Source organism: Oryzihumus sp. (assembly GCF_036391795.1).
Classification (GTDB): Bacteria; Actinomycetota; Actinomycetes; order Actinomycetales; family Dermatophilaceae; genus Oryzihumus.
Genome location: NZ_DASVZH010000286.1, coordinates 15520 through 27545, shown reverse-complemented (window position 1 = coordinate 27545; position 12026 = coordinate 15520). Strand labels below are relative to the sequence as shown.

10 protein-coding genes are annotated in these 12026 nt (G+C 73.3%); 6 read left to right on the top strand and 4 right to left on the bottom strand.

The genetic code is table 11. The features are described 5' to 3' along the window. Positions 1-2084: CarD family transcriptional regulator (locus tag VF825_RS17790; RefSeq protein WP_331115857.1), on the bottom strand; the 2084-nt coding region annotated here is incomplete at its 3' end. A 218-nt stretch (positions 2085-2302) separates the two neighbouring features. Between VF825_RS17790 and cysC the strand changes: the two genes are divergently transcribed. The 5 genes from cysC to cysN all read left to right on the top strand — a co-directional run bounded on the left by cysC (position 2303) and on the right by cysN (position 7807). Further along, a complete protein-coding gene (gene cysC, locus VF825_RS17785) occupies positions 2303-3691 on the top strand; it encodes an adenylyl-sulfate kinase (RefSeq protein ID WP_331115855.1) in 1389 nt (462 codons plus the stop codon). Next, the gene (locus VF825_RS17780) at positions 3688-4674 is read left to right on the top strand and encodes a sulfite exporter TauE/SafE family protein (RefSeq protein WP_331115854.1); all 987 of its coding nucleotides are present in this window, start codon (positions 3688-3690) and stop codon (positions 4672-4674) included. Before cysC ends, VF825_RS17780 begins: the two co-directional genes overlap by 4 nt. A gap of 180 nt (positions 4675-4854) precedes the next feature. Continuing rightward, positions 4855-5631 (top strand): 3'(2'),5'-bisphosphate nucleotidase CysQ, encoded by a 777-nt coding sequence (locus tag VF825_RS17775; protein ID WP_331115852.1) that lies wholly within the window; start codon positions 4855-4857, stop codon positions 5629-5631. Next, entirely contained in the window at positions 5628-6551 is a 924-nt protein-coding gene (gene cysD / locus VF825_RS17770) for a sulfate adenylyltransferase subunit CysD (protein ID WP_331115850.1), read from the top strand. The genes VF825_RS17775 and cysD overlap by 4 nt, the downstream gene beginning before the upstream one ends. Before the next feature lie 2 nt (positions 6552-6553). After that, positions 6554-7807 (top strand): sulfate adenylyltransferase subunit CysN, encoded by a 1254-nt coding sequence (gene cysN / locus VF825_RS17765; protein WP_331115847.1) that lies wholly within the window; start codon positions 6554-6556, stop codon positions 7805-7807. A 135-nt stretch (positions 7808-7942) separates the two neighbouring features. Here the strand turns inward: cysN and VF825_RS17760 are convergent, their stop codons facing one another. Then, the gene (locus VF825_RS17760) at positions 7943-8671 is read right to left on the bottom strand and encodes a DUF899 family protein (RefSeq protein WP_331115845.1); all 729 of its coding nucleotides are present in this window, start codon (positions 8669-8671) and stop codon (positions 7943-7945) included. A gap of 139 nt (positions 8672-8810) precedes the next feature. On the opposite strand from VF825_RS17760, the gene VF825_RS17755 reads away from it, so the two are divergent. Further along, positions 8811-9758 carry an RNA polymerase subunit sigma-70 gene (locus VF825_RS17755; protein WP_331115843.1) on the top strand — a complete coding sequence of 316 codons (948 nt, stop codon included), beginning with the start codon at positions 8811-8813 and terminating at the stop codon, positions 9756-9758. Here VF825_RS17755 and VF825_RS17750 read toward each other — a convergent pair. Further along, complete coding sequence (locus VF825_RS17750) at positions 9728-10711, bottom strand: sulfotransferase (protein WP_331115841.1); 984 nt, start codon at positions 10709-10711, stop codon at positions 9728-9730. The two genes, VF825_RS17755 and VF825_RS17750, sit on opposite strands and share 31 nt — an antisense overlap. Further along, entirely contained in the window at positions 10708-12021 is a 1314-nt protein-coding gene (locus VF825_RS17745) for a glycosyltransferase family 4 protein (protein ID WP_331115839.1), read from the bottom strand. The genes VF825_RS17750 and VF825_RS17745 overlap by 4 nt, the downstream gene beginning before the upstream one ends. Positions 12022-12026: the final 5 nt, after the last annotated feature.

Here is a 12026-nt window from a genome sequence, read left to right as displayed (position 1 = left end):
ACCTGCTTGCCGTCCTGGATCGCCTTGAACGCCGCCCGCACCGCGATCTCGGTCTTGCCGTAGCCGACGTCGCCGCAGATGAGGCGGTCCATCGGCACCGAGCGCTCCATGTCGACCTTGACCTCGTCGATGCTGCTCAGCTGGTCGGGGGTCTCGACGTAGGCGAAGGCGTCCTCGAGCTCGCGCTGCCACGGGGTGTCCGGCCCGAACGCGTGGCCCTGGGTGGCCATGCGGGCGCTGTAGAGCCGGATCAGCTCGCCGGCGATCTGCTTGACGTGCTTCTTGGCCCGGCTCTTGGTCCTGGCCCAGTCGGCGCCACCGAGCTTGTTCAGCGTCGGGGCCTCGCCGCCGACGTAACGGGTGACCTGGTCAAGCTGGTCGGTCGGCACGGAGAGCCGGTCGGCGGGCTGGCCGCGGCGGCTGGAGGCGTACTCGATGACGAGGTACTCGCGCGTGGCGCCGCCGACGGTGCGCTGCATCATCTCCACGAACCGGCCCACGCCGTGCTGCTCGTGGACGACGAAGTCGCCGGGGCGGAGCTGGAGGGGGTCGACCATGTTGCGGCGGCGCGAGGGCATCCGGCGCATGTCCCTGGTGGTGCTCCCCTGGCCCGGCTGGCCGGTCAGGTCGGCCTCGGTGACCACGGCCAGCCGGGCCCCGGGCAGCACGAAGCCGCGGCCGAGGGCGCCGGTGGTGACGTGGACCAGCCCCGGTGACAGGTCGTCGGCGCCGTCCTCCAGCCGGCTGGGCACGTCGTGCTCGGCGAGCACCTCGTTGACCCGCTTGGCCAGGCCGTGCCCCTCGGTCACGACGAGCGTGTGCCAGCCCTCGGACGCCCAGCGCCGCAGGTCGCCCACCGCCGCCCCGGTGTCACCGCGGTAGGCCTCGACGTCGGAGGAGCCGACGGTGACGCGCTCGCCGGGCAGGTCGTCGTCGGCGAACTCGGCCAGCTCCTCGTCGGAGGCGAAGGAGGTGAGCGACCACCACGGACGACCGGTGGCGAGGGCGTGCTCGCGCACCTGGGCCAGGGACCAGTAGGACGCGGTGCCGAGGACCCCCTGCAGGTCGACGGGCACGGCGTTGCCGGCGGCGGCGTTGGCCCAGCTCGCCTCGAGAAACTCGGCGCTGGTGGCGACGAGGTCGTGTGCCCGGGTGCGCACCCGCTCGGGGTCGACCAGCACGACCTGGGTGCCCGGGCGCAGCACGTCGAGCAGCGACTCCATGCCGTCGACGAGCGCCGGGGCGAGGGACTCCATGCCCTCCACGGCGATGCCCTCGGCCAGCTTGCCGAGCATGTCCGCGACCCCGGGCAGCTGCTCGGCCAGGGCGGCGGCGCGCTTGCGGACCGACTCGGTCAGCAGCACCTCGCGGCACGGCGGCGCCCACAGACCGTGCTCGGCGACCTCGAGGCTGCGCTGGTCGGCGACCTTGAACCAGCGGATCTCCTCGACCGTGTCGCCCCAGAACTCCACGCGCACCGGGTGCTCCTCCGTGGGCGGGAACACGTCGAGGATCCCGCCGCGGACGGCGAACTCGCCACGCCGCTCGACCAGGTCGGTGCGGGTGTAGGCAGCCGCCGCGAGCGCTTCGACGACCTCCTCCAGCGGCGCCTCCTGGCCCGCGGTCAGCGCGACCGGGGCCAGCTCGGCGAGGCCGGTGACCAGGGGCTGCAGCAGCGCGCGCACCGGGGCGACGACCACGTCGACCACGCCGTATGCCGGGTCGGCCGGGTCCGGGTGCGCCAGCCGCCGCAGGACGGCCAGGCGTCGCCCGACGGTGTCGCTGCGCGGCGAGAGCCGCTCGTGCGGCAGCGTCTCCCAGGACGGGAACTCGGCGACCCGCTCCGCGGGCAGGAAGCAGCGCAGGGCGGAGGCGAGGTCCTCGGCCTCGCGGCCGGTGGCTGTCACCGCGAGGACGGGGTGGCCCGTGCCCCCGCCGGCCCCCGCGAGGGCGGCGAGCAGTGGCGGACGGGCACCCGCCGCCACCGCCACGTCGACGACCCGCTCGCCGGTGTCGGCCGCGGCCAGGGCGGCCCGGACGGGCGCGTCGGTGGTGAGGACGTCGAGCAGGCTGGTGAGGCTCATGGCTCCTGCAGGGGTGCGGTGGACAGCACGAAAGCCCCACTTCCGGTGGAAGCGGGCGTTCTTCAGGGTACGACTGCCACCCGACACCGTCGCACGGGAGCGGATTTGGCCGACTGCGAGACGGGGCGCGGTGCCCGTCCTTACCGTGGAAGGCGCGGGCACAGGGGGCCACGTCCGGGAACCCGGGCGCGGCTGACCCCGCGGGATGGAGCCGCGCCGTGCCCGACGACCCGACGACCCCACCGGAGGCCACCGCGCCGCAGGTGGACCTCGACCCGGCCGCCGTGTTCGACCTCGAGCTGGTGCTGATGCACGTGCTCCAGGGCGCACAGCCGCTGGGGATGCCGCTCACCGTGGCCGACCCCGCGGACCCGGGCGCCGACCCCCCGGTGGTGCGCCTGCACCTGCCGGAGGAGCTCGCCGACCGGGTGGCCGCCGCCGGGAGCGCGGTCCTGCGCGACCACGAGTCCACGCCGCTGGCGATGCTCGAGGACGTCCGCGTGGACGCACCGGCGGCCGCCGGTCCTGGGCTGGAGCTGGCCGGACGGGCCCGGCCGCTGCGACCGCGGGAGTCGGGCGAGAACCGCGCCGAGGCGCTGCGGCCCGGCGACCTCGAGGCCGCCGACGCCCTCGTCGTCGTGGGCCGGCCTCCGATGACCGGCGACGCCGAGGCCCTGGCCGCCGCCGTCACCGCCGCCTCGGGCCGGGTGCTGGTGCTGGTCTCCGAGGGACCGTCCCAGGACGGCCTCGTCCCCGGGTCGGTGATGCTGCGGCTCGCCCGGCTGCTGGCCGCGGAGCTGGGTCCCGCCGAGCGGGTGCAGGTGCGCTCGGCACCGCTGGCCTGGCGTGACCCGGACAGCGACCTCGTCCTCGGTCAGCTGCTCAGCAGCGCTGCCGGCGCCGTCCCGCTGGTGCACCTGGCGGCCCGGGACGAGGCCAAGGGCGCGCGGCAGTGGCAGGAGGCGCGCGAGGTCCTCCAGCTGGGCACCGACGCCCAGCTGTCCCTGCTCAGCCCCGGCGCCGAGCCGGTGCTGCGGCGGTGGCGTCCGCCGCGCCACGAGCGGGGGCTGGTCGTGATGTTCACCGGGCTGTCCGGGTCGGGCAAGTCCACCCTCGCCCGCGCGCTGCGCGAGCGGATCGCGGCCTTGAGCGACCGGTCGGTGACCCTGCTCGACGGCGACGTGGTGCGCCAGATGCTCTCTGCGGGGCTCGGCTTCGACAAGGCGTCCCGCGAGATGAACGTGCGCCGGATCGGCTACGTCGCCAGCGAGATCGCCCGCCACGGCGGGATCGCCGTGTGCGCCCCGATCGCGCCCTACGAGAGCACACGGGCCGCGGTCCGCGCGATGGTGGAGCCGGTGGGCGACATGGTGCTGGTGCACGTGTCCACCCCCCTGGAGGAGTGCGAGGCCCGGGACCTCAAGGGCCTCTACGCCAAGGCGCGGGCCGGGCTGGTGCCCGGGTTCACGGGGGTCTCCGACCCCTACGAGGAGCCCCTCGACGCGGAGGTCACGGTGGACACCTCGCAGATGGACCCGGACGAGGCCGTGGCGCACGTCCTGGGCTACCTGCGCGTCGGGGGCTGGCTGGCGGAGGTGGGCGCATGAGCATCGACCCGTTGATGGTGGCGGCGTCGCTGGGCATCGGCGTCGTCGTCGGCCTGACCGGCATGGGGGGAGGTGCGCTGATGACCCCGGTGATGGTGCTGCTGTTCAACGTCCCACCGCTGACCGCCGTGTCCAGCGACCTGGTTGCCAGCGCGGTGATGAAGCCGGTCGGTTCCTTCGTGCACCTGCGCCGCGGCACGGTGAACCTGGGCCTGGTGAAGTGGCTCTGCGTCGGGTCGGTCCCGGCCGCGTTCTGTGGCGTGCTGGTCACCCGCGCCCTGGGCAGCGGCAAGGAGGTCCAGGACGCGGTGCAGACCGCGCTCGGCGTCGCGCTGCTCATCGCCGCGGCCGGCCTGATCATCCGGGCCTACCTGCGCCTGTCGGAGCGGGCACGACGTCGTGACGGCTCCGCCGAGGCGCTGCCGCAGGACCGGCCCGAGGTGCGCCTGCGCCCCGTGCCCACGATCCTCGTCGGCGCGGTCGGCGGTCTGGTCGTCGGCATGACCTCGGTGGGGTCGGGCTCGCTCATCATCATCGCGCTGATGGCGCTCTACCCACGGCTGAAGGCGAGCCAGCTCGTGGGCACCGACCTGCTCCAGGCCGTGCCGCTGGTGGCCTCCGCCGCGCTGGGGCACATCCTCTTCGGCGAGTTCCAGCTCGGCCTCACCGCCTCGCTGCTGTTCGGCGCCGTCCCCGGCGTGTGGGTGGGCGCGCAGCTGTCCTCACGCGCCCCCGGCGGCGTCGTCCGGCGCGCGCTGGCCTTCGTGCTGCTGGCCTCGGCCCTGAAGCTCCTCGGCGTCTCGACCGCGGCCACCGGTGTCGCGCTGGTCGCCGTCGCCCTGATCGCTCCGGTGCTGTGGATGCTCATCCGGCGCCGTCTGGGCTTCCCGGCCCTGGCCCGGCGTCGCGAGCGGGCGGCCCTGCGGCGGGCGCAGGCGGACGGGCCTCTGCCGGACGGGGCCCTGCCGCAGGCGGAGTCCTGACCCCAGCAAAGGGGTGACGGCGCACTACGCCTTGCTGGCGATCAGCCACCGATCCCGTGCAACCACACTCGAATTGGCCGTCTTGAGCACCAATTCCCCTGTCATCACGACGAATGGGGCCATCTGGTCGCCAGGCCGGGCACAGGGGCGAAGTCGCCCGTCCAGGACGAGGGAGACGGTGTGGGTCACGCGGATGACGTGCTGGCGCGGGAGCTGGCGGACGAGGCAGGCGAGCTGCTGCTGGAGCTGCGCAGCTCGGGCCTGACAGACATGGCCGAGCTGCGCCGCCAGGGCGATGCGCGCTCGCACGAGCTGCTCATGCGGCGGCTCCACGAGGAGCGGCCGGACGACGCGGTGCTCAGCGAGGAGGGCCTGGACGACCGTGCCCGCCTCGCTGCGGAGCGGGTGTGGATCATCGACCCGCTCGACGGCACGCGGGAGTTCGGCGAGCCACCCCGCGACGACTGGGCGGTGCACGTCGCCCTGTGGGAGCGCGGGGAGCTGGTTGCCGGCGCCGTGGGGCGCCCGGCCCGCCACTCCACCCTGGCGACGGACACCCCACCGGCCCGCCCTGACGGCATACCGGCGCGGTTGCGCCTGGCGGTGAGCCGCTCCCGGCCACCGGCGTTCGTGCAGGAGCTCGCCCGGCGGCTGGACGCCGAGCTGGTCCCGATGGGCTCGGCCGGGGTCAAGGCGACCGCGGTGCTGGACGGCACCGTCGACGCGTACGTGCACGCCGGCGGGCAGTACGAGTGGGACTCGGCCGCCCCGGTGGCCGTGGCGCGCGCGGCGGGGCTGCACACCAGCCGGATCGACGGCACGCCACTGACCTACAACCACAGCGACCCGCTGCTGCCCGACCTGCTCATCTGCCGTCCCGAGGTGAGCGAGCGCGTGCTCGCGGCCATCGCCGAGCTGACCGCTGCCGTCGTCATCCACGAGGAGAAGGCCTCATGAACCCCCCTGTCCCGGTGGCCAACGACTACCAGCTCAGCCAGCTGGACGCACTGGAGGCCGAGTCCATCTTCATCTTCCGCGAGGTCGTCGCCGAGCTGGAGAAGCCGGTGCTGCTCTTCTCCGGCGGCAAGGACTCGATCGTCATGCTGCGCCTGGCGGAGAAGGCGTTCTGGCCGGCGCGGATCCCCTTCCCGGTCATGCACGTCGACACCGGCCACAACTTCCCCGAGGTGCTGGAGTTCCGGGACCGGCGGGTGCGTGAGCTCAAGGTGCAGCTCATCGTCGCCAGCGTGCAGGAGGCGATCGACAACGGATCGGTCGTGGAACCGCCGGACGGCACGCGCAACCGGATCCAGACGCCGGTGCTGCTCGACGCCCTGGCCAAGCACCGGTTCACCGCCGTGTTCGGCGGGGCGCGCCGGGACGAGGACAAGGCCCGCGCCAAGGAGCGGATCTTCAGCTTCCGCGACGAGTTCGGCCAGTGGGACCCCAAGAACCAGCGCCCCGAGCTGTGGAACGCCTACAACGGCCAGATCCACGTCGGGGAGAGCATCCGGGTCTTCCCGCTGTCGAACTGGACCGAGCTCGACATCTGGTCCTACATCGCGCGTGAGGAGATCGCCCTGCCGTCGCTGTACTTCGCGCATGACCGCGAGGTCGTCGAGCGCGACGGGATGCTGTTCGGCGCCAACGAGTTCTTCCGCCCGCGGGACGCGGAGACGACCTCGGTGCGCCGGGTGCGCTACCGCACCGTGGGCGACGCGAGCCTCACCGCGGCCGTCCCCTCCGACGCCGACACCGTGGAGAAGGTGATCGAGGAGGTCGCCACCACCCGGATCACCGAACGCGGCGCCACGCGCGGCGACGACAAGTTCAGCGAGGCAGCCATGGAAGACCGCAAGCGGGAAGGGTACTTCTGATCGTGGACATTCTGAGGTTCGCCACTGCCGGCTCCGTCGACGACGGCAAGAGCACGTTGATCGGCCGGCTGCTCTACGACACCAAGACGGTCTTCCAGGACCAGATGGACTCGGTCGAGCGCACCAGCCGGGACCGCGGCGAGGAGCACGTCAACCTCGCGCTGCTCACCGACGGCCTGCGCGCGGAGCGGGAGCAGGGCATCACGATCGACGTGGCCTACCGCTACTTCTCCACGCCCCGGCGCAAGTTCATCATCGCGGACACCCCCGGGCACGTGCAGTACACCCGCAACATGGTCACCGGCGCCTCGACCGCCGACCTGGCCCTGGTGCTCGTCGACGCGCGCAAGGGCATCGTCGAGCAGAGCCGCCGGCACGCGTTCCTGGCGACGCTGCTGCAGGTGCCGCACCTCGTCCTGTGCGTCAACAAGATGGACCTCGTCGACTACTCCGAGGACGTCTTCGACGAGATCCACGCCGAGTTCGTCTCGTTCGCCGCCAAGCTGCGCGTGCCGGACCTGACCGTGCTTCCGCTGTCGGCGCTGCACGGTGACAACGTGGTGACCCGCTCGGAGAGGATGCCGTGGTTCGACGGGCCGAGCCTCTTGCACCACCTCGAGACGGTGCACGTCGCCAGCGACCGCAACCTCATCGACGTCCGCTTCCCGGTGCAGTACGTCATCCGTCCCCAGTCCGATGACTGGCACGACTACCGCGGGTATGCCGGACAGATCGCCGGGGGCGTGCTGCGCCGCGGCGACGAGGTGATGGCGCTGCCGTCGGGGTTCACCACGCGGATCAAGGCGATCGAGACCGCCGACGGCGAGCTCGAGGAGGCCTTCGCGCCGATGTCGGTGACGGTGCGCCTGGAGGACCAGATCGACATCTCCCGCGGCGACATGCTGTGCCGTCCGACGAACAAGCCGGTGGTCGCCCAGGACGTGGACGCGATGATCTGCTGGATGGACGAGAGCGCCCCCCTGCAGGTCGGGCGCAAGTACGCCATCAAGCACACGACCCGCTCGGCACGCACCATCATCCGCGACCTCAGCTACCGCCTCGACGTCAACACGCTCCACCGTGACGAGGACGCCCAGGAGCTGCGGCTCAACGAGATCGGCCGGGTCAAGCTGCGCACCACGGCACCGCTGATGTGCGACGAGTACTCCCGCAACCGCACCACCGGCGGGTTCGTGCTCATCGACGAGGGCACCCACCGCACGGTCGCGGCGGGCATGATCGGCGAGGCGTCCTGACGGGCGGACGCCGAGCACCGGGCGTCGACGCACGCCCCACCGGACACACCAGGTCCGTCGGACCGCCCCGGGGGAGGGGCGGCTTCGGCGGACCTGGTGCCTTCGGCCGCCGCGCCATCGCACGTCGCGACGCGGTCACCCGCGGCAGCAGGACGCCTTCTCGGATCTGACGCCCGGTCGGGACCACTGCGCCACCGGGCGCCCGTCGAGGCGCCAGGGGTGCCCCTCGACCCGCGGCCAGCCCTCGGGTGAGCGCTCCCAGTGCTCCTGCCGGCCGTACACGGTCAGGTCCAGGGCGTGGTAGCTGGTCATCAACGCCTCCACGCCCCTCCCGGTCGTCCACCAGGTCTCGTAGACCTCGTCCCCGTCGCGCAGGTAGCACGCGATGAACCCGAAGTCGCGACCGTCCACCAGGGCGGGGTCGCAGTCCTGGGCGGAGTACCAGGGGAACGGGTAGCCCATGAACTGCGCGAACGCGGCACCCTCGTCGTACGCGCCCTGGCTGAACACGGCATACGTCACGTCCCGGGCGTGCAGGTAGTCCAGCGTCTGCATGTGGCAGGTCGAGAAGGTGCAGCCCTCGCACTGGTCCTCGACGGGCGCGCCCTCGTGCCACATGTGGAAGTACGCGATGAGCATCCGGCGGCCCTCGAACACCTCCGCGAGCGGGGTGCTGCCGCCGGGACCCTGGACGGTCACCGCGGGCACCGGGGTCATCGGCAGCCGGCGACGAGCGGCGGCGATGGCGTCCCCCTCACGGGTGTGGGCCTTCTCGCGGGCCAGCAGCGTCTCGCGCTCGCGCAGCCAGGTCGCCCGGTCGACCACCGGGGGCAGGGCGGTGCGGTGCGCCGGGGTTGCGGTCATGACGGTCTCCTTCGTGTGCCGTGGGTCTTCCAGCAGGTACTGACGAGCCAGCGGCGCGGTCGTCATCGGTCGGCGATGACGGACTCGACCCTCCCTCGTCAGTACTGTCGTGACCACGACCCAGACAGAGGGGGACCCCGTGTCCGACGCCCGTGACGAGCAGGGGACCTGGCTGCAGAGCGCCTTCTCCGAGCACCGGCGTGAGCTGCACGTGCACTGCTACCGCCTCGCCGGGAACGTGGCGGACGCGGACGACCTGGTGCAGGAGACGTTCCTGCGAGCGTGGCGGGCCCGAAGCCGCTTCGAGGGCCGGGCGTCGGCACGCACCTGGCTCTACCGGATCGCGACGAACGTCTTCCTCGACAGCCGCAGGTCGGCCGGGCGGCGCACGGTGCCATCGGGTGACCCGCTGGAGTGGTCCACCGATCTCGGCCCCTATCCCGACGCCCTGCTGGCCGATGGCCCGCAGGCCGGCCTCGCCGCGCGCGAGACCGTTGAGCTGGCCCTGATCGCCGCCCTGATGCACCTGCCTGCGCGGCAGCGGGCGGCCTTCGTCCTGCGCGACGTCCACGGGTGGACGCCGCAGGAGGTCGCCGGCACGCTCGACGTCGCCGTGACGGCGGCCAACAGTCTCCTGCAGCGGGCCCGGCACACCCTGCGCGGCCGCGTTCCGTCGGACCCGCATGACTGGCGCCGACCGCAGCTCACCGGCGAGGACGAGGACGTCCTGCGCCGCTACGCCGCGGCACGAACGCCGGAGGACTTCCGGGCGCTGCTCGCCGAGGAGGTCCGGATCACCATGCCTCCCGAGCCCCCGGTGGTCGGGATCGACGCGGCCGCCGACTTCCTCGGCCGTCCGCTGGACTGGCGCACGTTCCCCACCTCCGCCAACGGGCGACCGGCGTTGGTCAACTACCTGCGTCACCCCGGCGGCACCCACTACGAGGCCCTGGTCGTCGACGTCCTCCGGGTCGAGGCCGGGAAGGTCGTGGAGAGCAACGCGTTCGTCGGCGCCCGTCACGTCCTCGCCTTCGGCATGCCGGCGAGGCTCGGGCCTCAGGAGCGCCCGCCGGGCAGCAGGGGGTAGCGGAAGGCCCGCAGCGCGGGCGCGGTCAGCGTCGTGACCAGCATGCGTTGACGTCGCGGCATCGCCTGCAGCCACTCGTGGTCGGGGCGCAGCTCGACCGAGCCCACCCGGTGCCGCGAGGGGTTGCCGGCGACGGAGTGCGTCGGCTCCAGCCGCACGCTCGTCGGGCTCTCGAACGGCAGCGTCGCCGGGTCGAGCCCAACCATCCGCACCACGCGCTCCATCGACTCGCGCGGCGCACGCACGAAGTCCTCGTAGCGCAGCCGCAGGTAGCGGTCGGTGTCTCGGTGCCACAGCAGCACCGTCAGGGAGTTCCAGCACAGCCACAGCAGGGCGCTCTTCCACAATGGCTGCTGCGGCATGAAGCCGTCGCCCGCCTCGTAGTCGCGGGCCTGCTTGCGTCGCCGCCAGGAGAAGGCCGTGGCGCGGGAGTCGCGCACGACCTGCAGCACATGCAGCTCGATGCCGGGGAGCCCCGACAGCAGCAACGCGTAGGGCGGCAGCTTGGAGGAGTCGACGATCACGCGGGCGCCGCTGACATGGGCCAGCGCGGCATACAGGCGGGCGACGGCCACGTCGTCGGGGTGGGCCGGGACGGCCCGGCGGCCGACCGCGCGGCGGGCCAGCATCGCCGGCACGCGCGCCATCCGCAGCCGGGAGAGCAGCCGGCTCCCCACGCCCGCGGCGTCCAGGGGTGAGACCCCGGCTCGGACCTCGTCCATCACCGCGCGCCACAGTGCACAGTCGGCGAACGGCGTGCCGCAGCCGCAGAGCCGGTTCTCGGCCACCCCGCGCTGCCACAGGTAGCGCAGCTCGCCGGCGGCGAACGCACCGTCGACCTGGCCGACGATGTTGTTGATGACCGTGCTGCCGCTGCGTCCGCTGCCGGCGAAGTACAGCACGCGCACGGGTTCGCCCGAGCCCGCCGGTATGCCGTGTGCCTGGATGCTCATCGCCGCGCCCCCGTCCCGGTCCCCACTCGTCCCTGCACGCGCATCCGCGCCTCCTCGTAGACCCCCGCCACCCGGTCCAGGTGCACCTGCGGGCTGAACTCGACCACCATCCGCTCCCGTGCGGCCGCCCCCATCCGGTGGGCTGCGGCCGGGTCGGCCACCAGCTCATCGAGCGCGCCGGCGAGGGCGCCGGCGCCGCCGGCCGGCACCACCCGTCCGTCGACGCCGTCGCGGACCAGCTCGGGCAGGCCGCCCAGGTCGGTGCACACGACCGGCACCGCCAGGGCGAACGCCTCGAGCACCGTCATCGGCTGGTTCTCGTGCCAGACCGAGGGCACCACCGAGGCGACCGCACCGCGCACCACCTGCTGCAGGGCCGTCTTGTCGAGTCGCCCGACGAACTCCACCCGGCCGGGCGCAACCCGCGCCGCCTGCTCCTCCAGCGCCGCCCGCACCGGACCGTCCCCCGCCACGGTCAGCGTGGTGGGCAGGCGCATCCGCGCCACGGCCTCGATGAGGGTGTCCACGCCCTTCTCCGGGGCGAGCCGGCCGGCGAAGACCAGTCCCCGTCCGGGCTGGTCCGCCGGCCCCGGGCCGGCGGGGTCGACGAAGTGGTTGACCACGCGCATCCGCTCGGGGAAGACCCCGGCCCGCGCCATCACCCCGGCCAGGAACTGGCTGGGGCTGATGAACAGGTCGACGGCCGACCACGCCCCGGTGGCGCGGTGCACCCACGACTCCAGGGACAGCAGCGCGCTGGCCCCCAGCGAGTCGTCCTTGCACCGCCGGCGCGCGGCCTGCCAGAGGCCACCGGTGACGCAGGCGTCGCACAGCCGGCCGTGGTCGAGCAGCTGGTAGCTCGGGCAGGCGAGCTTGTAGTCGTGCAGCGTCATGACGCAGGGCACCCCGGCCGCCCGCAGCGGCTGCAGCACCGACGGGGAGAGCTGGTGGTAGACGTTGTGGCAGTGGACGACGTCCGGCCGGAACTGCCGGACCACCTCACGCATCCCCCGGCTCGCCGAGGTCGACCACACCATGCGCCCGGCCGCGCGCACCCGCGCCACGCCCGGTGGCGGCGGCTCCAGCTCGACGTGCGCCGGGAAGCTGGCACCGAAGCGCTGCGGCCGGTCGTTGTCGGGGTGGTCCATGCCGAAGAAGGCCACCTCGTGGCCCTGCTCGCGCTGCAGCTGCGCGACGTCGAGCATGTAGCCCTCCGCGCCACCGCGACGGTAGAGGAACTTGTTGACGTGGAGGATCCGCACCGCATCCGCCTCCCGGGCCCGCGGCCCGTGCTCCGTGACTGCCTCCACCAGTG

Coding starts and splice junctions, on each gene's coding strand:
- VF825_RS17780 (WP_331115854.1), top strand. CDS start 3,688: ATGAGCATCGACCCGTTGATGGTGGCGGCGTCGCTGGGCATCGGCGTC.
- cysD (WP_331115850.1), top strand. CDS start 5,628: ATGAACCCCCCTGTCCCGGTGGCCAACGACTACCAGCTCAGCCAGCTG.
- VF825_RS17760 (WP_331115845.1), bottom strand. CDS start 8,671: ATGACCGCAACCCCGGCGCACCGCACCGCCCTGCCCCCGGTGGTCGAC.
- VF825_RS17750 (WP_331115841.1), bottom strand. CDS start 10,711: ATGAGCATCCAGGCACACGGCATACCGGCGGGCTCGGGCGAACCCGTG.